Raw genomic sequence first — 19941 nt, 5'->3', positions numbered from 1 at the left:
CTCATCATCCGGCCACCATCTCCTCGACTCGTCCCGCAGATCCCGTCTCCTCGCCCTTGGCCGTGGGCCAGGCCGCGAGCTGGAAACGCGCCGGACGGTCGTCGTGCCTGCCGACGCGGCATTCGTCGCCTGCTTTGCCCAACGACTTGTTCATTCGGGTGAGGAAGCGGTCGTACTGCTCGTGCCAGATCACGGACGAGCCCGCCTCCGCGTACGCGTCTCCCCTGGCGAAGGCCAGGGCCGCGATCTCGTATGCCAGGCCCTCGTGCTTCGCCCAGCAGGGCGGGATGACGTCCTGCGGCTGCCAGGCGTACGTCCGGTTCAGCCAGCGGCACACGGAATCGAGCCACGCGGGCATCGGCTTGATCAGCTCTGCCGACAGGGCGCCGATGTCCCACGGGACGGGACCGTCGGCGGCCACGGACTCCTCCGTGCTCCGCTCCGCGATGTACTCCAAGATCAGTGCGGGCGGCTCGGGAAAGGGCTCGAAGTGGGTCAGGGTCTCGATCATGCGGCAGCCGCTCCTTCACGGCCGACCCACGCCACCGCGTGGGCCTTGGCCCGGTTCTTCTTCTCCGTAGCCCGCAGGGTCCGCTCGGCTTCATTGGCGGCTCGAAGGTCACGGACGTGACCCTCGATCTCGGCCCAGGAATCCCAGGTCCACATGCCGTCGAGCCGGGTGACGATCGGCGGGAGGTTGTCCGCGAGGACCAGGGCGTGACCCTCGGGAAGGCCCCTGATCTCGTCTCCTCGAAGGACGGGTTCGAGCGCCATGTGCGTGGCCGTCGAGTGGCCGCCGCGGTCTCCGCCGGACGTGGTCTTCGTCGTGCGCTCTCGCTCGACCTGACCACACAGGTCGGACATGTCTTTCAGGAAGTCGGGGTCCTTGTCCCCGGGGAAGACGATGACGTTGTTGGTGAAGGCCGCCAGCTCCTTGGCGGTGTCCTCGCCGAAACGGGCACGAGCCGACGCCCACGCCTGAAGGCCGTAGACAACCGTGATGCCTCGGCCCCGACCGTCGGCGACGCGTTGGCGGAGGGAGGGGATAGGCGCGATGTTCGGCGCCTCGTCCAAAGCCGCGAGTAGGGCGGGGTCGAGCCGCCCGGCCGGGGACGCGAGAGCGTGTGCCTCCGCGAAATCCAGAAGGTCTTCGGCTATTGCGGTGGTCAGCGGCGCGACGCTGTTCACCTCGCTGTCCTTGCCGAGGAGGTAGAGGGTGCCCCCGGCGTCGAGGAACGCGCCGAAGTCCGTGGGGTCCTCTCCGTCTCCCTGAAGGGCGTTGATCACCGACTGGTGCATGAAGGGTTCGAGGGCCGCGTCGAGGGTCGAGGCGGTGTTGCCGACGGTGCGACTGTCGCCTGTGGTGGCCGTGCGGAGCATGTCCGCCCAACCGGGGCCGGCGCCCGGGTGAGCGTTGAGGATGCCGAGGGGCGCCGGGTCGGTCAGCTTGCGGGCCCACCGCAGAACCCAGTCGAGCGAGGCGCCGTCGAGGGCGGCGGCGTGGAAGAAGGCCGCGAGGATCTTGGACGCCTGCCCCTTGTAGAAGGCGCTGCCCTCGCTGGACTGTGCCGCACCGTTGGGGGTGCGCGAGCCCGCGACGAACGCCTTCCCGCGCATCATTGCCACCTCCGTGTCGGCTGCGCCGTTGATCGGCGTCCACCGGAAGCGCGGGAGGCTCGGCGCGATGTTCTGCGGGTCGAAGACGGCGACGGGGCGGCCGTCCCGCTGTCGCGCGTCGAGGGTCAGTTCGACCAGATCGGGCTTGGTCGAGGTGGCCAGGACCGGCCCGGCCCAGTTGCGGACGAGCGGGGCGAAGAACCGCAGAGTCTTTCCGCTGCCCATCGGGCCGATGACCCGGCATGCCTTGTCGGCGCGGGACCACAGCTCGACGCCCTTAGGGCGCTGCGACGTGCCCAGCGAGTAGCCGAAATCGTGAGGATCGAGGGGGTGGTGCATGACGTACTCCGGAGCGAGGTGGGGCGGGCGACGAGGAAAGAGGGTCAACGACCGGCGGGGCGGTCCTTCGCGAAGCTCACCCTGGTTGCGCGGCTCGGGTGGCGGTCGTCGCTGGTGAGGGAGGGGCGGATCTCGGTGGCCTTCAGGACTGCTTTGGCCGACATCTGGCGCTTGAGCTGTCCCTTGCTCGCGAATCCGGCGTTGCGCCGTCCGCGGTTCAGCAGGAACCAGAGCGTCACCAGGGCTACCGCGCACACGGCCGTCACGGCGTACAGGACAAGGGAGATGCCGCCGGGCATGATGTCCATTACTCGGCCCTCCGGGCGACGCGGGCCGCCAGGTAGCGCATCCGCCGGCCGCACAGCCGCGACATCGACGCGTCGGGCCCGGCACAGCGCGGGGGCGCGGTGTGGAAGGCGCTGTGCAGGTCCTCGGCGGCTCGCCAGATGTGGGCGACGGCCGTACGTACGCGTCCTCCAGCGGCGGAGTAGTCGCCGTGGTCCAGCACGAGAGCCAGTTCCTTCATACGCCGGGCGAGGTCGAGCGCTTCGGCGTGCAGCTGGTCGATGTCCTGTCGCACCGCGCGCTCGTCGGCGGGAAGCGTGGTGTGGTCAGTGGTGACGGTCATGGCGAGGGCTCGTTCCGAGTCTGCGTGGAAGGGGTCGGCGGTTGAGGGGCGGCGGTATCCGCTCATTCGGCGTCCGGGGAGGTGCTGGTCAGGTCGGACATCGAGCCGGAGGAGAAGCACAGGTGCTGCTCGGCCTCCACCAAGAGGTGCTGGACGCCGGGGTAGATCACCTCGCCGACCTTCCACAGCGCGATTCCGCGGCGCAGGCGCATGATGTGCTCGGCCGTCCAGGACGGCAGACCCAGCCGGGCCACCGTCGCTTCCGCCTCCGCCTTCTTCTGGCTGTAGATCACGATGGTGTCGGCCATCTTCAACGCCGCTTGGGTCTCCGGGCTGTCGTCAATGTCGGAGAGGTGATGAACGATGAAGATGCAGCTCAGCCCGTATCCCCGCGCGAATTTCAGGAACTTCTCAAGCAGCGAGGCGAGTTGGGGGGTCCCGAGGATGTGCCAGGCTTCCTCGCAGACGAGGATGCGCTTGCGCTGCGTGTAGCGGCGACAGCCGGAGCCGGGGTTCGGCCCCAGCTCCCAGGCCCCGGAGTTCGCATCGACCACGACGCGGTTGTGCTGCCCCGGCTCCGTCCCGCATTCGCACAGCGGGCGCAGCCAGACCTCTTCGAGGAAGACCGAGATCACGGCGACGAGGATGGTCATGGCGACGCCGCCGGACGGAACCTTGGTCAGGTCGAAAACGATCATGTCGGCATCGAGATCCACGCCCAGGCTGGTCGGGCCGTCGAGCATGCCCGTCAGGTCGCCGGTCGCGTCCTGTTCGCTGCCGCAGAGCCGGTCCAGGACGTAGGACGCCTCCAGGCCGTCACCGAGAAGTTCGTCCCGCGTACGCTTCTTAGCCGTCGCGTCGGACTCCTCCGGGGACCGCAGCGCGGCGGAGACGTCGGCCAGGACCGGGGTGCGGCCGAGTTCTCCCGCCCGCTGGTGGGCCCTGCGGATCGCGATCCGCAGGGCAGAGCCGGCGAACTCGTCCAGGGCCTTGCCGAGACCGAGTTCAACGATCGTGCGCACCAGCTCGACTTGCCGCTTGCCCGCGATGGCTGGGTCCATCGGGTTGATGCACGAGGCGCCCCGGCTACCGCCGGGGGCGAACTTCACCGGGGCCTTGCCGGTGAGCGAGCGGCCGAGCGCGGCCCACTCGCCTTCCTCGCGTTCCTTCTGCTCCTTGGTGTCGAGGACGACGACCTGACGCCCGAGGCGGATCTGTCGGGCGGCGTAGGTCTTGGTCAGGGCCGACTTACCCCGGCCCGTGTCCCCCATGACGATCATGTTGCCGCCGGGCAGGCCGTCACCGAACGCCGAGAACGGGCAGTAGATGAACGCCTTGCCCGAGTACAGCTCCCGGCCGATGATCGCGCCCGCCGTGCCGAGGGTCGGAGGGGCGATGGGCAGGTACAGGGCCTGGCTGGTGGTCGTCTCGGTGTAGAGGGGACGGCGCACCGTCTCGTGCATCGGCGACAGCGGGGCGAGGTCGAGGAGGTCAGTCACTTGATACCTCCGGCGAGGGGCAGGGTCGTGGCGAAGGCACGGGCGTGTTCGAGGTCGAGCCATTCGATCCGCAGGTGCGCGTTGCGGGCGCGGGAGGCGGTGGTGCGCTTGGTGCGCTCCAGCTCTTCGGCGCTGCGCGAGGAGATGGTGATGTAGCCGACGACGGCGGAGCCAGCCGCGCCGGAGGACGCCAGGGTCATGCCGCGTGATCCGGTGGCGGTGGCGGCGATCTGGTCGCGCGGGTCGATGTTCTTGCCGCGCTTCCGGTCGCGGTCGATCTCGGCCTGGTTGTTCGTGTCCTCCGCGAGCATCCGCTCCACGGCCTTGTCGTTGGGTTCGAGCTGCTGCGTGATCGAGATGGTGCGGATGACGTCGGGCATCCCGATCAGCAGAGGTGAGAGGAAGTCGGGGCCGACGGGGGTCGTGGGCCATCCGACGACGGCGGCCGTGGCGTGGTACCAGCTGTCCGTGGAGCCTGCCGCGCGGGTGGCAACGTGGGCGCCGTCGCGGACGTCGACGTTGCGGGGGAAGGCGTGCGCCTGTCGGAGGTCGGTGTCCCAGATGGCGTGATCAGGGTCGTAGGAGTTGCGGATGAACGCGGTCATCCGGCCCTCGTCCAGGGGCGCGATCACGGAGAGGTCGGCGTCCTCCGCGCGGGACCACAGCTCATCCAGGTACGCGGCCATGGCCGCGGCGATCCCTTCGTCACCAGTGCCGCGGGCGGCGCCCTCGGCCGCCAGGTCGCGGGTGAACCGGGCGTGGATGGTGATGTAGTAGCGGTGTTCCTCGGCGCTGGTGGAGACGGCGTTGGCCAGTACGTCGTACGAGTCCTTCAGCCACTGCGGGGCGTCCGTCGTCGCGGCCGACTCGTCGCGCTGCGCGATGTAACGCTGGTGGGCGTAGGGGTCCGACTTCATCTGCCGGGCCAGGACCTGGATGCGCTTCACCGGGTGTTCTTCGACGTTCCCGAAGGCGTCGAGGAGTTCACCCCAGCGCTCCAGGGCCACGATCTGCTCACCGACTTCCTTGCCGCCGAGGCCGGGCGAAGCGATCTCCAGAGTGGCCGTGACGCACCCGGCCTCCGGCTGGAGGACCACGACGGCCTGCTGACCGCGGACCGTGACCGGCACCCACGTCATGCCCGTGACGCCTTCCGGCTCCACAAGAGCGGCGTCCGGGGGCGTGCCATTTGCACGCACGCCGGCCTCGACAGCCGGTGACACCCACACGCCGCCGGTACGGCGGAGCGCCTTTCGGTGGTAGCGGTTGATCCGCCACCAGCGGTAGAGGGTGCGCCGCTGGGACGTGCCCTTGGGCCGGTACGGGGCATAGACGATGACCAGGGCGAGCAGGATCGGCAGGACCAGGCACGCTGCTGCGATGGCCGTCACGCCGTTGAAGAGGTAGCCGAAGAGGATGCCGGTGACGGCTCCGCCGCCGAGGACGACCTGTTCGCCGAGGTCGCGGCGGCCCACCAGCCCCGTGGGGCGGTGCTTTCCGAACTGATACGTACGAGTCGACATGGAAGGTCACTGATCCTTGCTGGGATTCGGTCGTCCGGGTGCCTGGCCGCCCGACGGCCGCGACGGCGGCGGGGGCGTGACGGAGGGCCCGGAGCCCGAGGTGGTTCCTGATGCGGAGGAGGGGGAGGCGGGCGCTGTCGGGCCCGAGGTTCCCGCGCCGGTTGACGGCGGGGAGGGCGGCTGTGCTGTGCTCGGTGCCCCGCTGGCTTCCGGTGCGCGTCCGGCCGAGGCGTGGCCACCGGCCGAGGACCAGTCCGGAGAGGAGCTGACGACCGGGTCGGAGGTCGCTCCCTGGGGACGAGCGGCGGCCGGTGCACCGGACGTACCGGCGGTGTCCTCGCCGCCCTGCTGGCTTTCGGGCTGTTCGGGCTTGCCGCCGCCTGCGGCGTCGGTGCCCTGCGCGCCCGGCGAGCTGGTGGCCTTGTTCTTTGCCATGTCGACGCCGGCCTTGGCAATGGCGGCACCGGCCGCGACCGGTCCGGCCACAGCAGTTCCGCCGCCCATCTTCGCGCCAGCGGTCTTGGCACCAGCGGCCTTGGAGCCGCCGACCAAGGAGTCCTGGACACGAGCACCCATCGCCCTGTTGGCGTGCTGGGCGGGGCCGTCGATCGCGGCGGCCGGGCCGGAGGACTGTGCACTCTTCCGGTCATGGTGGAGGCTGGCCATCTCGTCGCCGAAGGCGGGCACCCACTTGTAGAGCGTGGCGGACGCGAAGACGGCGAGCAGGAGGATCAACGCGCCGACCAGGGTCTTGGAGACCGCGTCGGACATGCTCCCCGAGGTGTCGCTGAGGATCGCGCCGCCCAGGCCCAGCAGAGCGAACAAGATCGGCTTACTCAGGCCGATGGCGAAGATGGCGCCGAACCACTTCTTCGACTTGCCCCACAGGTCGCGATCGACCAGCCCGGCGTTGACGATCGGCCCGAGCGCGACGGCCACGTAGATGGCCGCGCTGCGGATCAGCAGCTCGATCCACATCAGCAGGGCGCCGCACATCATGATGAGGTTGACGACCAGCAGCTGTCCCACGCCCTCCGTGGGGTTGGCTGCCATGACCTTGAGGATGTTCTCCAGGAACGGTTTGAAGTTGCTCGTCGCGTACGGCTCGAAGACCGCCGTGACTTCGTCAATGGCCTTCATCAGCAGCGCGATTGCGCCCGGCGTCATGGCGTTGACCACGAACTGGAGGAGCAGGAAGCCGATCGCCTCGGACACGGCGGTGGTCAGGGCGACTCCGCGGACCGCTCGCTTGGCCACGGCGATCAACCAGAGGGCCACGGTGAGCAGGCTGGAGGCCGCGAAGATGATCGCGTACTGCTTCAGGAAGCCGGGGCTCGTCAGGTCGATCTTCGTGGTGTTCTGGATCAGCTCCAGCATCTTGCGCAGGAACCAGATGTTCGCCTCGGTGAGCTTCTGGAGCAGGAACCCCAGCGGGTCCTTGACGAAGTCGATGGCCGCCTTCGCCTCACACACCATCGGGATGTAGCAGAAGGGATTGGCCACCGCCGAGGGCACAAACACGAACCCGATGATCACGTTGACCATCGCCACCGCCTGGAGGCGGCGGCGCCAGCGACCCGGCGCTCCCCGCTCGATGGTCAGCAGGCCGGGGGCGTCGTCACGCAGTCGCAGGCGCATTGCTGGCACCCCCCACGTCCGCGAAGCTGTCGGCCGGGGCCGCCTCCTGCATGGCCGGCGGAGACGGCACGAGCGGTTCGGACGGCGTGACGGCCGTCGTCTTCCAGGTGCCGTCCTCCCAGACCAGATCCACGGTCATCCGCAGGAAGGCGACCTGCGGGCGCTGCGTCTCGTCCTTCCCGGCGACGCCCCCCACCGACGCCGTCCACAGCTCCACGCTCGCGGCCTGGTCGGAGTAGGAGATCGAGCGGGTGGCGAGCGCCGCCGTCCGCGTGATCAGCTCGCTGCCGTCGACGGTCGTCCCGTCCGCGCCGACACCGCGGTTCTCCATGACCAGACGAGCCGTCGAGTCGGTGTCCGAGGTGACCGAGTGCAGCACGCTCGACGCGGCCGTGGCCGACAGCATCCGGTGCCGCCAGTCCTCATCGGTGAAGAACCGAGGGTCGCCGTAGAGCATGGTGGCGCTGACGGCAGCGGCACGCGCGCCGCGCTCGTTGTGTCCGTACGGTGCCGGGAATCCACTGCGGTCTTCGGCGCCGCTCAGCACGGGGTCTTCTGCAGCGGCCGGAACGTAGTCCGAGAAGTCGCCCGGTACGTTGGATGCCTGCCGCACGTCGATCGGAGCGACCAGTCCCGTCGAGGCCGAACTGTCCTTCAGCTTCCAGTCGTCGGACTCCCAGGTGAGGGTGACCGTCACCGACTGGAAACCCGTCTTCGGTGTCGCGTGCCCGGCCGTGCTGCCGCGAACCGTCGTCGTCCACAGCCGCACCATCGCCCCGTGGGCGTCGAAGCCCAGGACATGCGCCGAGAGGACACCGGTACGCGCGACGGTCTTCTTCACGGAGACCTTGGAGGTGTCGCCCCGCAGGGAGGTGACCGCGTCCTCGGCAGCGTGGTCGGCCTTCTTCACCGCCGCATCAGCCGAGCCCTTGGCCGCCATAACTGCCACCGCACGGTGCCGCGCGTCCTTGTCCGTGAGGAACTGCGAGCTCCCGCTGACCGTCGTGTAGTTGGCCGCTGCCGCCTTGGCGCCGGATCGAGTGTGCGGGTAGCCGACGGGGACGCCGTGCAGCTCCCGCACGCCTTCCCCGCTCGCCTGCGGAGCCGAGTGGGCTGGTGCCGACTCGGAGGGTGCCGTGGCCGGAGGGGTGCCCGTCGTCATGCTGACGACCACCCCGGCCGCGGTGACCACGGCCGCGCCGCCAGCCGCGATGCCCCAGAGCTTGGCCGACGAGCGGCGCGCTCCGCTGGCTTTCGAGGAGGAAACGTTCCTCCGGGGTCGGATAGGCATGGGTCACACACCCATGCCGTACGTGATGGCGAAGATGGTGCCGAAGCTGGCCACGAGGAAGACGCAGGTCAGGCCGCCGACCATCATGCCCTTGCCGCGCGAGCTGTCCATCGTGGAGTGGCCCTCACCGAACCACCCCTTCGACTTGCCGACACCGGCGAGGAAGGCACCGGCGCCGACGACGAGGACGACGGCGGCGATGACACCCAGGATGACCTTCGCCGTGCCGCCGAGCTTCCCGAAGGGGCCCCAGTCCGGCTTCACGCCGGACACAACATCGGCTCCGGCGGCGAGGGTCGTGTGCAGGGAGGGATCGGCAGCGGCAGAAAGGAGGTTGTGCATGGTTTAGCCCCTTGGTGCTGTGAGGAATGGTTTAGGATGTTTTGGCGTGATTAGCCGACGTGCCGCATCGCGATGATCTGCGGTTTCCAGTAGCTGAGCGGCTTGATCCGCACCTGAGCCCCGGTGTGCGGTGCGTCGATGACCTGGCCGCCGCCGATGTACATGCCGACGTGCTCAGGGCCGGCGCTGCCCGGGACGCTGAACAGCAGGTCGCCCGGGACGAGTTGGGAGACGGCCTTGACGGCGGTCCCTGCGTGGACCTGGTCGTACGTGGTTCGCGGCAGGTTCACTCCCGCCGCTGACCAGGCCATCTTGGTGAGCGAGGAGCAGTCACAGCCGCCCACACCCTCGTACGGCATGACGCAACTGCCGCCCCACCGGTACCAAGTGCCCAGGGCCGTCTTCGCGGCCGAGATCGCGCGGGCGGCGCCCTTGCCGGCCGGTGCGTCCGGGCTGACCGCGTCGGCCCATTTCGAGGCCAGAGCGCGGATGCTGCGCACGTAGTTGCGGGTCTCGGGGTACGGGGGGATACCGCCGTACTTGATCACCGCGCCGCCGCCCGCGTTGTACGCGGCCAGCATGTTGTCCGTCGAGTCGCCCGGCACCTTCTTGACCTCTTTGGCCAAGGTGCAGTCGTACGCGGCTTGCGCGGCGATGGCGTCGGCGGGGTTGCGGACGTCCTTGACCCCGTCGCCGTCGCCGTCCTTGCCGTGCTGGGCCCAGGTCCCCGGCATGAACTGGGCGATCCCGAGAGCGCCGACGGGTGACGTCGCGCCGGAGTTGAAGTGGCTTTCCGTGTAGAGCTGAGCCGCCAGGAGCGAGGCTGTGACCTGCGGGCACTCGCCCGCGTGCTTGTTGATCAGCTCACGGACCCAGCCCGGCACGGGAGCGTCCGTCGTGATGCCGCCACCCGGTCCGGCTTCCTGCGCGGAGGCGCTGTCGGCCCCTCCGAACGTGGTCAGCATGGCGACACCGGTGATGAGCCCGGCCGTGACGAGTCCCAGGCCAGCTTGCGTGCCCTTGTTCATCGCGGCCCCGTCACGCCCAGGGCAAGGCGGTGACGCGCCAGCCCATGGAGGTGTGCTCCAGGCGGAGCGCGAGCTGTTCGCTACTGCTGCGCGTGTGACCGGACTTCGGGGCGGTCGTGAGGGTGTAGCTCACGCGGACGAGAGCGGAGGAGGCCGTTGCCGCAGGTGCGCCGTCGGGGACGACTGCTGACGTGATCTTGGCCGTCTGATGTGCCTTCTCGGCCCGCAGGGCGGCCCAGGCGGCGTCTTGACTCGGCCGCTTCTGGGCGAGCACGCCAGCGAGTTCCCCCGAGGCGAGCCGGGCTGCCCGAGCGCCGGCATCCGCGTACGAGCTGTCGGCACCGTCGCGGGCATCGTGCTCCGCGTAGGCCGTAGTGAAGGCCCGCGCCGTCCGCTCAACGTCCTTGGGGAGTCCGGTAGCTGACGAGGAGGAGGTAGCGCTGCTGTGCGGCGTGGCCGTGTCGGGGATGCCCGCCGAGACGGAGTGCGGCTGCGCGGACACGGTCGAGGCCGCGGAGGCGTCGTTGGTCGAGCTGGAGCAGCCGGTCGACAGAAGGGTCAGGGAACCAGCCACACCTATTGCGGCTGATATAGGTATGAAACGGGTGGATCGAGGCATGCGGGAACCACAACCTTGGTGCAAGAGATTTCGGAAGTGCGAGCGGCGCGGTCCCGCGGGGGCTGGGGCCGCGCCGCTCCTTCGCAGGAAGGAGGGGGATTCCTCCTGCGGGCTTTACCGGCGAATGCCGGGGAAATCGCAAAGCAGGCCGGAGCGTATAGCTCTATCTGCCTGTCTCATCTGCGGAAGAGTTCGATCTTGTTTCGCATCTGCGAGACGGTTGAGCTGACGGGCGCGTTACTCATATCAAGGCCATCAGCCCCTTCCGTGATTCGGGCGAGATCGTGAGCAGATCTCTACGGCCGGAAAGCGCCTTGTGGCGTTGGCCGTGCCTGAATCCTTGCAGGGGTTCGCGGACAACTCGAATCACGAAAAAAGCCGGAACTTAATTCCAGGAATTAAGTTCCGGCTTTCGCTCGGGGGAAGGCTTTGCGGGCCCTATGCGGCCCCGTGGCGAAGGTGCTCAATCGCCACGCCGAGCCACGGCGCGGCCGGGCCGGAAAGAAGCAGGGGTGCGCACGTGCTGTACGAGAGGACGACGGCGGACGGCTCAGCAGCGACTCCGGTCAGAAGGGCGTGGTCGAACGGCATCCACTCGCGAGCCCTCAGCGGCAGGAGCCGTACCCCGGTTGAGGTGAGCACCACTCGGGCGGCGGTGTGATCGCGCCACTGCGGAAGGGCGGCATCCTCCGCTTCCTGGCGACGACGGGCGTCGAGTCGACCGTTGCTCACCCACCGCCGGCCGAAGGTCGGGTGATCCTCGAAATACCCGCTGGCCGAGGTCGGGTAGTCGACCTCTGTCCCGTAGAAGCGGGCGGCGGAGCACGCCACGTCCGCGAAGGCGACTTCACCGGCCGCAAGTGCAAGGCCGTCCGCTTGGACCGGCACAAGATTGCCGCCGCCCTGGAGGTGAACCGTGAGGGCGGACGCTGCCTGTACGGCATCGGCGCGGACGGCGTCCTCCGCCCGGTCGCGTCGGCGAGACCACATCGTCGTTCCTTCCTGATCAAGCTGACCGGCCGGGGCATGCACGGCGCGAGCCCCGCAGGCCCCGGGCCCGTCATGAGATGAGATCACCAGAGGGCGGTGGAGGCAGCGGCGGGTGTCCTCGTTGCCTCGTCGTCCTCTTCCTTCAGCCGGGCCAGCAGCACACCAAGACGGTCGTTGCTGATCGCCTGGTGCTTGCGGACGGCGTCCCCTACAACCTCACGACTGGTCCGTCCGGCCCGCTCGGTAGCCGCCCGCGCGATCGGCAGCAACTCTGCCAACCAGTCGTCGTCCGCCTCCCGGTCCTGGGGGCATTCCGAGTCGTCCGGGACGGACGGCTTTTCGCCGTCCGTCGGGGTCGGGACCGCCGTGGGGCCGGGGGATTTCATGCTCTCCGGCAATGCTGTGGTCGGCGCGTGGTCCGCAGGTCCGCCGCCCGGTCCGTCCGCGCTCTTACACTCCGTCTCCTCTCCGTCCGCTCCTGCGGACGGGTGAGCCGCAGCGTCCTCCGTACGTGGTTTCACGTCGGGCAGGGGCTCGGATTTCCGCAGGTCAACGGTTACTGCGGCGGCATCCTGCGGCGCGGACGGACCGCTCGTCAACCGCCGCGGAGGCATCGATGCTGGTGCTTCCAGCGGACGAGGACCCTGCTGGACCGTGACGCGTTCGAGCGTCGGAGACTCCTCGCGGACCAGTCCGGGACCAGTGTCAGCCCGGTCCGGGACCGCCCGCTCAGCCGTCCGCGCCATCAGAATGTAGAGGTGGACCGATCCGGCCAGTGCGAGCGGCGCGAGCATCGACAGCACACCGACGACGCTGTCCGTAAGGTGCAGCGCGGACCGTCCGGCCTGCGGAGAATCGTTCAACGTGATGGCGTGCAGAGCGTTCGCGCCGAGGCTCGCCCCGGTCGCCGCGAGGAACAAGAACCAGGCGTAGAGCCGTGCGGCGAACCGCTGGTGCCGAAGGAGCACGATCGCCCGCACGCCGTAGGCAATGAACCCGTCGATGAACACCGGGAAGAGGTAGGACAAGGTCTCCCTGGCGTGGATCGCGAGGGCGATCTGACGCAGTGCGTCGTACGAGAAGGCGAAGCCGGCCGCGCCGAGCAGGATGATCGCACTGCGGTCCCAGGCCGTCATTCCGCGCAGGCTGTAGCTCTCCTGCTGTTCGGTTCCCGCCGCCGTGTCTATGTGCGCGTGTGACATCAGAGGTTGCCCCCGTCGCGCGGGCTGATGTCCTGCCAGGCAGGGGTCTGCGAGAGGAGCCGTCCGAGCTGTTCCAAAGACGTGACCTCGTGCACGTGCTGACTCGGGCAGCTCACGCACGACACCCGCAGCGAGATTCGTTCCGTGCCGCCCTGATCGGTGTAGTACAGCTCCAGGTGCTGGCCCCCGGTCGTGTCGAGCGACGCGAAGGCTTGCAGGTGTTCCTCGAAGCTGAGAAGCCCCAGTACCTCCCAGTCGAGCGTGACTGCGGCGTCCCCCAGGAGGGTGCGTGCGTACTTGGACGCTGCGGTGATCGACCTCGGACCCCAGGTGCGGAACGCGGCCTCCCGAGCGTTCTTGCGCCGTTCCTCTGCGGTGGTGAGGTGCTTGGCCGCAGCAAGCATGATCGGGTGACTCATCAGGGGCCTTCCAGAAGATCGATAGTGCAGGGTGCGGTGCTGCCGCCGGGCTCATTGGCGAGGCGGAGGAGAACGTCCGCGTGGCACGGAGCATCAAGGGGGCATGTGCACATCAGGTCGAGCCCGCGCAGGACTCGGGCGAAGCGAGCGGCGTAGTGACGTCCGACCGGGCCCCGGAGCGTGGCGGCGAAGAGGTCCACCGACTCCGCAGCGTCCATCGGGGGACCGAGCGGGGACCGCACCCCGGCTGTGAACGGGTTCGCGTACCGGCTGCGAGGACCGACATATGCACAGGCTGTGGACAGCGCTGCGGCGTCGCGGGACGCTCCGCGGAGGCGGACGGGCATCACGCCGCCCTCCCACCACGGCGCCGATCGGCGCCGATCATCGGCACGAGGGTCGTGACCATCTCGGCCAGACGGCTCGCCACGCGGGCCCCGACGAAGTCGCTCAGGTCCGGGCCGTTCTCATCACGGGCCGGAAGGTTGGACGTGATGATCGTTGGCAAGCAGTGGTTGTACCTGAAGTTGATCAGCCGGTACGTGACCTCTTCGGTCCATTCCGAGGTCTTCGCCGTGCCGAGGTCATCGAGGAGCAGGTACTGAACCCGGCTGAGCCGTTGCAGCTCGTGTTCTGCTGCCCCCATGACCTGTGACGGGCGCAGGTTGCCGTACATGTCCGCTGAGTTCACGGCGATCAGCTCGAACCGGTCCGGTCCGCCGGCCGCGATCCTCCGCAAGGCCCCGTACGCCTGGTGCGTCTTGCCGGTCCCCGTGAGCCCGGTGAGGAGCAGAGCGCCAGCGGCAGCGTTGTCCGTGAGTGCCCGGTCGGCCCAGCTGATGACCTCCGGCAGCGAGGCCTCAGCATCACGGAAGCGGGGAGGGGTTGCCCGCTGCCAGCGGCTCACGGCGTAGTCGGCCCGAGCCCGACAGTGCCACTCGCGGTCTCCCGGGTTCTCTTCCGGTGCCTCGTCGGCGGGGTTGACGTCCGGCACGGCCTGAAGTCCTTTCGCAGCGAGTATTCGTTCCATTGCGCGCATCGACCTGGCGCTGCCCGCGCGTTCCGGCTCTGCCATGATCAAAATCCGTTCTGGTAAGCGCTGGGGGCAGCGGTGTTCTGAAAGGGAATCCAGCCTCCGGACTGCCGACGCAACGGCACGACATTCCCCGGGGAGGCTGCTGCGGGAGCGTGTGAGGGCAGATCGGCCCAGATACGCAGCAGATAGCGGGCGGACTGTGGCGGGCGGTCGGCGTTCCATCGCCGCGCCACCATCTCGACCAGCCGTTCATTTCCCCAACGTGCTGCGAGAGCTGTTACCCGATCCCATTCCGATTCGGTCAGTCGCCAGCCGACGAGCATTCCAGCGCTTGTTATGGCTGTTACCAGGTCCTTGGCTCCGTCCGGAACCTTCACCGAGTCCCGCTTGACGGTGCTGTTCTCTCGGTGCGACCCCAGCAAGCTAGCCTGCTCTTTGGTGGTGGTAATACTCCCGTAGGGAGTATTACCACCACGCACGCGCGAGGAAGAAACTTCCAAGTCTGTGTGCTGAAACTTCCCACTTCCGGCTTCCGGAGTGGCGTTCTGGGAGGGAAGTTCCTGGAACCTAGTTCCCTCTTCGGAATCTTCAGGGCTGGGAGTAGGAAGTTCTTTCTCTGAATCGACACGGCCAACGCCGTTGCTGCACAGCAGTATCGAGTAGGCATTCGGGTTGGAAGCACCCCCTCCCCGCTCGTGGCTCAGTTCTCCGAGCTTCGCCAGCTCTCCCAGGCACTTTGTTATCGAACGGGGACTGAGACGGGTAAGCGTCGATATCTCTTCCAGGGTCAGCGTCGCCTTGCCGTCGTCGTCCGCCTCGCGGGCCAGAGCCAGCATGACGAGGCGTGAGCCCCGGCACGACTTTGACTGTGACCAGACCAGTTCGGTCGCTATGTCGCTCATCAGCGCTCACCGCAGCCTATGAATATGCGACGCCTGAGGGAAAGACCAAAAGACTGGTCGTCTTCCGGGACGTAGCCGTTTTGATGCGGCTCCGGGGTGAGGTACAGCGTTTCGGTAGGGAGGTAGAAATCGTGGGCGCGACGCCAGTCGGCTGCCCTGCCGAAACCGCGCCTGACCATTCGCGCCACTTCCTCTTCGGTCTTGCGGTCGATGAGCATGCGGTAGAAATCCGATTCGAAGAGGTGGGTAACAGACCGACTTGCGGGAAAGACCCGTACGAGCACGGCCGTAGGTGCAATTTCTCGGATCTGAGCACCGATGTTCGTGCGGCGAAATCCGGAGGGGCTGTTCTGAAGCATGGGAGAACTCCCGTGAACGCAGGGTCCGCCGTGCGGAAGAATCGTTTCTTCGGGAGCGGAGTCAGGCTGCTACGACGCGGAGCGGGGGCGTGCCCTGCTCGGCCTGAGACTTTCGGTAGCGACGGGCGAGTTTCAGCAGATACTCGTGCGTCACGCCAAGCCCGCGGGCGACGGCGGCAGCTTCCAGTGAGGGATCAGTGGCGAAGCGCGCAATCACCGCGTCCCGGGCGGGCTTTGTCAGAGGTGAGGTGCACCCTCTAAGGGCGCCTTCTACGGCTTTCTCGGTGTCCCGGTCTTGCCAAGCACGCCGCAACTCTGAGCGCTCCGAAGCCAGAAGACCGCCCCGAATGCCGTACTCGTCGTCATCCTTGAGGGATTCCACCAGGCACCGGGCAGCGACGGCCACAGGGCATGACGCGCAGAAATTGCGAGGACGATTGAGGGAGATTCCCAACTTGGCTTTCACCACGTCGGGGTCTTCCCGCGGGCCGTCTGCGAGAGGGACGAACATGTTGATGTCCTGGTTGGCGCATCGGGCAGAGTCGGCCCAGTGCTTACCCGGAGCTTTCTTCGACTCCTCCAGGAGGGGCAGCCAGTTTCCCTGATGCACAGCCTTGATAAGGCTGGATATGTCAGTGCTCATTTGTGTCTCGCGATGTTCGCAGCGCCGCGAATTGTTCCATCGGGCGCGAGAGGAGATCAGGAACGCTTACGAGAGCGCTTGGACGGCTGAAGCGCCATCAGTGCCGACTCGTCATCCCTCTGGGTCCTTGCACCAGGGCTGACGAAGTGCATATCGGAAATCGCGTGGAGGTCGTCCTCCGTGAACTGCACGAATTTCCCGAACTTCCGGTGCGGGAGCGTCGATATACGCTCACGAAGCCACTTTTCGGGAATGTTCAACCGTTCAGCGGCTTCGCTATACCCGATGTGCAGACGCTTGTCGCGGGAGTCCGTAGCCTGACTGCCCAACAAGGCGTCCAGGCCGCCGGCCTGAGCCAAGAGGCTGACCATGGCCGCGAGTCCCTGCAAGTCCACGGCCGGGCCCGCGTTCGCCGGTGCCACGGCCGCCATCACGCCTCCAGCCCGCGCAGTTCGGCGGTCCGCAGGTCGAAGGCATGCCCGCCGGAGGCCGCCCATCCGGCCTGGGGGAACGAGCGAATGATCCACCGGGCGATGGTGAGCGCCTTCGCCCGAGGGATACGAAGGGTCCGTCCACGGGCGTTCACGGCGGTCAGCCCGAGGTGAGGCCACAGAGTTCGAGGCCCCTGAAGGCGAACTTGTACGACAGCGGCTTCCGGCAGCATGGACGACAGTTGCGCCGCCAGCCGTTCGGCCGGGCCCGAAGGGATCTCCACCTTCGGGTTGCAGTCCGTAGTAGGGGACATGCGACACTCCTTTATGTGGTACGCCGCTCCGTCGTGCCGTGCGAAAGGACACGGAGTGGCCGTGCGAGTGACCAGCGCCCTTGTCGGGGGCCGCGGATCACGAGCTGTCTGGCGTCCGAGAGGTGCGAACTCTCGGACGCCGATGGCGTTTTGAGGGGAGGGAGCGCACCCGAGTGATGCGCGGTAGCCCCTCTCCACCCGTCGGTCCACGATGCGAACCGCGGGTGTGCGAAGGCTGAGAGGGGTGCGAACCCCCTCGTTTTTCGCTAAGATGAAGCTATCTTGGTTCGCATCAAAAGTCAACAGTCCGAGGATTCCTCGGGTCACCCAAAAAACGAGGTCCGATGCCAGCTCGCCGTTTCGACAGAGAACGTGTGCGTGCGGTACGTCGAGCCGCCGACGTCTCGCAGGCCGACGTGGCGTCCGCCCTCGGTGCTGCGGACTCGACCGTGGCGGGGTGGGAGTCGGGAGCGACGACACCCGATCAAGAGAAGTTGCCTGCTCTCGCCAGGGTGCTGAACCGGGATCTGGACGACCTGTTCCCGCGCGACGGCTTGCCCGATCTGACCGACCTACGGTGCGACGCCGGCCTCTACCGGTACGAGACGCGGGCGGTCATCGGAACCAAGAGCGATGGACCGGTGGCTGGAGCTGAGCAGGGCGTACGACGGCTCAAGGACCGGTACGTCCCTCTCCTGGCGGCTGCATATGGGGTGACCGAGGACGAGCTGAAGCGCGCCCAGGACCGGTCTTTCGGAGAGGCTGACGAGGACGCCGCCGAGGCCGAGAAGGTGCCGGAGACGCTGGCAGAGAAGATCACTCTCCTGCTGGAGCGCTCCTACCCGGGCCGAAGCGCTCCGGGGGATCAGGAGATCGCGGACTCGGTGAACGCCTACGCGGGCTCCCAGGTCACATCGGCCGAGGACATCGAGGCCCTGCGGACGGGTGGAGACGACGCACCGGTGCCCGTGGTCCTCGAAGGGCTGGCCAACTTCTTCGATGTCTCCAAGCTGTACTTCGAGCCGAACGAGTCCGTCGCCCGGCAGGTCTACGAAGGACTCCGCCTCATGTCGGCGAACAAGCAGGGCAAGGTGGGCCGAGTTCGGGCCCGCGGGATGGGCGCCGAGGGCCTGCCGGCCGATGTCCTCTCGATCCTGAACGACCTCGCCAGCGAGCTGGACAAGAAGGCCGGTCCAAGCACCAACAACTAGTGCCGCACCAGGCGAGGTTCGCCCTGGGATCTGGTGATCGTCAGGGCGTATGGGTGAGCGGGGTCAACTGCACGCCGAGCTGATGTTCTGGCTCACCGTGCGGGACACCGTCCGCGCCGAGGAACAGATAGAAGTACTGCGTCGTCAACGGCCTCGACAGCGAAGTCTCGCCCGCAGCGGAGCCGCTCAGGGCCCCAGCAGAGTAGAAGTGCGGCAGCCACTTGGGGCCCACGATCGCTTCCACCCAGGCCCGCGCCTCCCCCGGGTCAACTTCCTGGCGAGTGCCGAGCTGCTTGTGCCGCGCGGCGACCGACAGTGTCAGCACAGCCCCTTCCCGGCCAGGACGGTCCAGGAGTACGGCCTGGTCGATGATGTCCCCGACGATGGTGAGGACGGCATGCCGGTCGGTCACCGAGCGCACCGGTCCGAAGCGGTGCGGCACCGTCTTTCCCTCCGCCCGCAACTGCTCCAGCACGTCTTTGGGCAGTACAGAGGCCAGGCCGCTATCAGCCGGCTCCGTAGAGAACAGGTTCCGGCGAAAGCGCCGCAGCTCATCCTCCTGCTTACGCAATACAGTACGGATATCCACAGACATGCTGTCTACCGTACAAGCCGACCTAATACGCATCTAATCGCCAATTGTTCCTGGAGTGGCACTGGTGCCCTGTTCCCCGGACCCGCGAGGGTCAGGAAACAGGGCACCAGGGTGAGGTTCTTACTGTCCCGTGCTGTTCGGTTCGTGGCGCACACCGGAGGCGAACACGGTTTGGACTCCGCTCAGTGCGGAGAGATCCGCGAGCGGGTCACCGTCCACCAGGAGGAGATCCGCTCGGAAGCCGGGAGCGACCTTCCCCGTGATCTCGCCCAGGCCCAGGGCAGCAGCCGCTTGCGACGTCGCCATGTCGATGATCGAGGCGTTCGACAGCCCCAGGTGCGAGTAGAACGACAGGGCTTGAGCAAGCCCGTCGAAGCCGGCACGCTGTACGCCTGCATCTGTCCCCGCGATCAGGCGGACTCCGGCGTCGGCCATCTGCCGCACCAGGTCGAACATCGCGTTGGCGCGCTCCTCGCCGAAGAAGCGCGGGAGCATCTGCCAGTGCGGGCTTACGGCAGGGCAGACGGTGATGTCCTTCGCGATGATCTGCTGAACCACGTCGGGCCGGAAGTCCAGGCCATCGCTCGACATCCACGTGCAGTGCTCGATGGTGTCGACGCCGGCCTCTACGGCTGAGGCGATGCCGTCGGCACCGTGCGCGTGGGCCGCGACAGGCACGCCCGCTTCGTGGGCTTCCTCCACAAGGGCGGCCAGTTCCTCCGCCGTGAACTGTGACTGATGGCTCCTGGGGCCGTCCTTCGTGAGACCGCCGCCAGTGACCATCGCCTTGATTACGCCTGCCCCGGCCGCGAGGTTGCGCCGTACGAGCTCGCGGATCTCGGTTTCGCCGGAGACTTCGCCGCCGAGGAAGTGGCAGTGTCCGCCCACGGTGGTGGCCGGGGTGCCCGCGGAGACGATCCTCGGTCCTGGTGTACGCCGATCGCTGATCTCCGCAGCCAGACGAAGCGCCAGTCCGCCGCGGTCGCCGAGATCGCGGACGGTGGTAACGCCACTGTGCAGGAGCTGTTCGCTGCGCCGCCGCATGTCCTCGAACAGGGCTTCATCCGTCGAGCCCAGGAGGGTGGACACCGGGTCAGTCCCGCCATCGAAGGCCAGGTGAACGTGAGCGTCGATGAGCCCCGGCAGCACGGTTCCGCCGAACTCGAATCGAGGCACGTCGGCCCCGGCCCGCTCCTCCATCTCCTTGCGCGGCCCGACGGCAGAGATCGAGTCGCCCTCGATGAGAACGGCACCGTCTTCCAGGTAGGTCCCCGAGTCGATGAGCACTCGTCCACCGGTAATCAGCATCGTGACT

General features: G+C 67.7%; 24 protein-coding genes. 1 reads left to right on the top strand and 23 read right to left on the bottom strand.

The features are described 5' to 3' along the window. Nucleotides 1–4: 4 nt before the first annotated feature. The 21 genes from RI578_RS19960 to RI578_RS19860 all read right to left on the bottom strand — a co-directional run bounded on the left by RI578_RS19960 (nucleotide 5) and on the right by RI578_RS19860 (nucleotide 16820). Nucleotides 5–511 carry a hypothetical protein gene (locus RI578_RS19960; protein ID WP_055643651.1) on the bottom strand — a complete coding sequence of 169 codons (507 nt, stop codon included), beginning with the start codon at nucleotides 509–511 and terminating at the stop codon, nucleotides 5–7. Next, a complete protein-coding gene (locus RI578_RS19955) occupies nucleotides 508–1956 on the bottom strand; it encodes a TraM recognition domain-containing protein (protein ID WP_310872339.1) in 1449 nt (482 codons plus the stop codon). Before RI578_RS19955 ends, RI578_RS19960 begins: the two co-directional genes overlap by 4 nt. A gap of 44 nt (nucleotides 1957–2000) precedes the next feature. Next, nucleotides 2001–2264 carry a hypothetical protein gene (locus tag RI578_RS19950; RefSeq protein WP_070200826.1) on the bottom strand — a complete coding sequence of 88 codons (264 nt, stop codon included), beginning with the start codon at nucleotides 2262–2264 and terminating at the stop codon, nucleotides 2001–2003. After that, nucleotides 2264–2584 carry a DUF6238 family protein gene (locus tag RI578_RS19945; RefSeq protein ID WP_244210010.1) on the bottom strand — a complete coding sequence of 107 codons (321 nt, stop codon included), beginning with the start codon at nucleotides 2582–2584 and terminating at the stop codon, nucleotides 2264–2266. Before RI578_RS19945 ends, RI578_RS19950 begins: the two co-directional genes overlap by 1 nt. 62 nt (nucleotides 2585–2646) lie before the next feature. Beyond that, nucleotides 2647–4083, bottom strand: a complete 1437-nt coding sequence (locus tag RI578_RS19940; protein WP_070200828.1) for an ATP/GTP-binding protein — start codon at nucleotides 4081–4083, stop codon at nucleotides 2647–2649. Then, complete coding sequence (locus RI578_RS19935; protein WP_310872338.1) at nucleotides 4080–5606, bottom strand: SCO6880 family protein; 1527 nt, start codon at nucleotides 5604–5606, stop codon at nucleotides 4080–4082. Before RI578_RS19935 ends, RI578_RS19940 begins: the two co-directional genes overlap by 4 nt. Nucleotides 5607–5612: 6 nt before the next feature. Further along, nucleotides 5613–7244, bottom strand: a complete 1632-nt coding sequence (locus RI578_RS19930; RefSeq protein ID WP_310872337.1) for a hypothetical protein — start codon at nucleotides 7242–7244, stop codon at nucleotides 5613–5615. Next, the gene (locus RI578_RS19925) at nucleotides 7225–8535 is read right to left on the bottom strand and encodes a hypothetical protein (RefSeq protein ID WP_310872336.1); all 1311 of its coding nucleotides are present in this window, start codon (nucleotides 8533–8535) and stop codon (nucleotides 7225–7227) included. The genes RI578_RS19930 and RI578_RS19925 overlap by 20 nt, the downstream gene beginning before the upstream one ends. Before the next feature lie 3 nt (nucleotides 8536–8538). After that, nucleotides 8539–8877 (bottom strand): hypothetical protein, encoded by a 339-nt coding sequence (locus RI578_RS19920; RefSeq protein ID WP_007447287.1) that lies wholly within the window; start codon nucleotides 8875–8877, stop codon nucleotides 8539–8541. 50 nt (nucleotides 8878–8927) lie between these two features. Further along, nucleotides 8928–9905, bottom strand: a complete 978-nt coding sequence (locus RI578_RS19915; protein WP_310872335.1) for a bifunctional lytic transglycosylase/C40 family peptidase — start codon at nucleotides 9903–9905, stop codon at nucleotides 8928–8930. A 10-nt stretch (nucleotides 9906–9915) separates the two neighbouring features. Then, a complete protein-coding gene (locus RI578_RS19910) occupies nucleotides 9916–10479 on the bottom strand; it encodes a hypothetical protein (RefSeq protein WP_055646316.1) in 564 nt (187 codons plus the stop codon). Between the two features lie 483 nt (nucleotides 10480–10962). Further along, nucleotides 10963–11556: a hypothetical protein gene (locus RI578_RS19905; RefSeq protein ID WP_310872334.1), complete on the bottom strand. Its 594-nt coding sequence runs from the start codon at nucleotides 11554–11556 to the stop codon at nucleotides 10963–10965. A 41-nt stretch (nucleotides 11557–11597) separates the two neighbouring features. Next, complete coding sequence (locus tag RI578_RS19900) at nucleotides 11598–12716, bottom strand: DUF2637 domain-containing protein (protein WP_310872333.1); 1119 nt, start codon at nucleotides 12714–12716, stop codon at nucleotides 11598–11600. Further along, nucleotides 12716–13135: a DUF6195 family protein gene (locus tag RI578_RS19895; RefSeq protein WP_310872332.1), complete on the bottom strand. Its 420-nt coding sequence runs from the start codon at nucleotides 13133–13135 to the stop codon at nucleotides 12716–12718. The genes RI578_RS19900 and RI578_RS19895 overlap by 1 nt, the downstream gene beginning before the upstream one ends. Then, a complete protein-coding gene (locus tag RI578_RS19890; protein WP_310872331.1) occupies nucleotides 13135–13482 on the bottom strand; it encodes a DUF4326 domain-containing protein in 348 nt (115 codons plus the stop codon). Before RI578_RS19890 ends, RI578_RS19895 begins: the two co-directional genes overlap by 1 nt. Continuing rightward, nucleotides 13482–14129, bottom strand: coding sequence for an ATP-binding protein (locus RI578_RS19885; RefSeq protein WP_310872330.1), 648 nt, complete (start codon nucleotides 14127–14129; stop codon nucleotides 13482–13484). Before RI578_RS19885 ends, RI578_RS19890 begins: the two co-directional genes overlap by 1 nt. Nucleotides 14130–14212: 83 nt before the next feature. Beyond that, nucleotides 14213–15073, bottom strand: coding sequence for a hypothetical protein (locus tag RI578_RS19880; protein WP_310872329.1), 861 nt, complete (start codon nucleotides 15071–15073; stop codon nucleotides 14213–14215). After that, nucleotides 15073–15432, bottom strand: a complete 360-nt coding sequence (locus tag RI578_RS19875) for a hypothetical protein (RefSeq protein ID WP_310872328.1) — start codon at nucleotides 15430–15432, stop codon at nucleotides 15073–15075. The genes RI578_RS19880 and RI578_RS19875 overlap by 1 nt, the downstream gene beginning before the upstream one ends. Nucleotides 15433–15493: 61 nt before the next feature. Then, nucleotides 15494–16075: a WhiB family transcriptional regulator gene (locus tag RI578_RS19870; protein ID WP_310872327.1), complete on the bottom strand. Its 582-nt coding sequence runs from the start codon at nucleotides 16073–16075 to the stop codon at nucleotides 15494–15496. A gap of 56 nt (nucleotides 16076–16131) precedes the next feature. After that, nucleotides 16132–16506 (bottom strand): hypothetical protein, encoded by a 375-nt coding sequence (locus tag RI578_RS19865; RefSeq protein WP_310872326.1) that lies wholly within the window; start codon nucleotides 16504–16506, stop codon nucleotides 16132–16134. Then, nucleotides 16506–16820, bottom strand: a complete 315-nt coding sequence (locus RI578_RS19860; protein WP_070200836.1) for a transcriptional regulator — start codon at nucleotides 16818–16820, stop codon at nucleotides 16506–16508. Before RI578_RS19860 ends, RI578_RS19865 begins: the two co-directional genes overlap by 1 nt. 374 nt (nucleotides 16821–17194) lie before the next feature. Between RI578_RS19860 and RI578_RS19855 the strand changes: the two genes are divergently transcribed. After that, a complete protein-coding gene (locus tag RI578_RS19855) occupies nucleotides 17195–18031 on the top strand; it encodes a helix-turn-helix transcriptional regulator (protein WP_310872325.1) in 837 nt (278 codons plus the stop codon). Between the two features lie 40 nt (nucleotides 18032–18071). Here RI578_RS19855 and RI578_RS19850 read toward each other — a convergent pair whose 3' ends face one another. Beyond that, a complete protein-coding gene (locus tag RI578_RS19850; protein ID WP_310872324.1) occupies nucleotides 18072–18626 on the bottom strand; it encodes a hypothetical protein in 555 nt (184 codons plus the stop codon). Nucleotides 18627–18746: 120 nt separating this feature from the next. After that, the gene (locus RI578_RS19845) at nucleotides 18747–19934 is read right to left on the bottom strand and encodes an amidohydrolase family protein (protein ID WP_310872323.1); all 1188 of its coding nucleotides are present in this window, start codon (nucleotides 19932–19934) and stop codon (nucleotides 18747–18749) included. Nucleotides 19935–19941 lie beyond the last annotated feature (7 nt).

It is taken from the genome of Streptomyces sp. BB1-1-1, from assembly GCF_031597775.1.
GTDB lineage: Bacteria > Actinomycetota > Actinomycetes > Streptomycetales > Streptomycetaceae > Streptomyces > Streptomyces thinghirensis.
Note: the sequence above shows the minus strand (reverse complement) of the source record. Positions and strands in the feature narration are given on the sequence as shown.

Excerpts from the sequence above, each read along its gene's own strand:
- RI578_RS19870 (WP_310872327.1), bottom strand. The coding sequence starts at position 16,075 with ATGAGCACTGACATATCCAGCCTTATCAAGGCTGTGCATCAGGGAAAC.
- RI578_RS19950 (WP_070200826.1), bottom strand. The coding sequence starts at position 2,264 with ATGGACATCATGCCCGGCGGCATCTCCCTTGTCCTGTACGCCGTGACG.
- RI578_RS19900 (WP_310872333.1), bottom strand. The coding sequence starts at position 12,716 with ATGTCACACGCGCACATAGACACGGCGGCGGGAACCGAACAGCAGGAG.
- RI578_RS19880 (WP_310872329.1), bottom strand. The coding sequence starts at position 15,073 with ATGAGCGACATAGCGACCGAACTGGTCTGGTCACAGTCAAAGTCGTGC.
- RI578_RS19845 (WP_310872323.1), bottom strand. The coding sequence starts at position 19,934 with ATGCTGATTACCGGTGGACGAGTGCTCATCGACTCGGGGACCTACCTG.
- RI578_RS19920 (WP_007447287.1), bottom strand. The coding sequence starts at position 8,877 with ATGCACAACCTCCTTTCTGCCGCTGCCGATCCCTCCCTGCACACGACC.
- RI578_RS19895 (WP_310872332.1), bottom strand. The coding sequence starts at position 13,135 with ATGAGTCACCCGATCATGCTTGCTGCGGCCAAGCACCTCACCACCGCA.
- RI578_RS19865 (WP_310872326.1), bottom strand. The coding sequence starts at position 16,506 with ATGGCGGCCGTGGCACCGGCGAACGCGGGCCCGGCCGTGGACTTGCAG.
- RI578_RS19860 (WP_070200836.1), bottom strand. The coding sequence starts at position 16,820 with ATGTCCCCTACTACGGACTGCAACCCGAAGGTGGAGATCCCTTCGGGC.
- RI578_RS19945 (WP_244210010.1), bottom strand. The coding sequence starts at position 2,584 with ATGACCGTCACCACTGACCACACCACGCTTCCCGCCGACGAGCGCGCG.
- RI578_RS19915 (WP_310872335.1), bottom strand. The coding sequence starts at position 9,905 with ATGAACAAGGGCACGCAAGCTGGCCTGGGACTCGTCACGGCCGGGCTC.
- RI578_RS19890 (WP_310872331.1), bottom strand. The coding sequence starts at position 13,482 with ATGCCCGTCCGCCTCCGCGGAGCGTCCCGCGACGCCGCAGCGCTGTCC.
- RI578_RS19960 (WP_055643651.1), bottom strand. The coding sequence starts at position 511 with ATGATCGAGACCCTGACCCACTTCGAGCCCTTTCCCGAGCCGCCCGCA.
- RI578_RS19935 (WP_310872338.1), bottom strand. The coding sequence starts at position 5,606 with ATGTCGACTCGTACGTATCAGTTCGGAAAGCACCGCCCCACGGGGCTG.
- RI578_RS19925 (WP_310872336.1), bottom strand. The coding sequence starts at position 8,535 with ATGCCTATCCGACCCCGGAGGAACGTTTCCTCCTCGAAAGCCAGCGGA.
- RI578_RS19955 (WP_310872339.1), bottom strand. The coding sequence starts at position 1,956 with ATGCACCACCCCCTCGATCCTCACGATTTCGGCTACTCGCTGGGCACG.
- RI578_RS19930 (WP_310872337.1), bottom strand. The coding sequence starts at position 7,244 with ATGCGCCTGCGACTGCGTGACGACGCCCCCGGCCTGCTGACCATCGAG.
- RI578_RS19875 (WP_310872328.1), bottom strand. The coding sequence starts at position 15,432 with ATGCTTCAGAACAGCCCCTCCGGATTTCGCCGCACGAACATCGGTGCT.
- RI578_RS19850 (WP_310872324.1), bottom strand. The coding sequence starts at position 18,626 with ATGTCTGTGGATATCCGTACTGTATTGCGTAAGCAGGAGGATGAGCTG.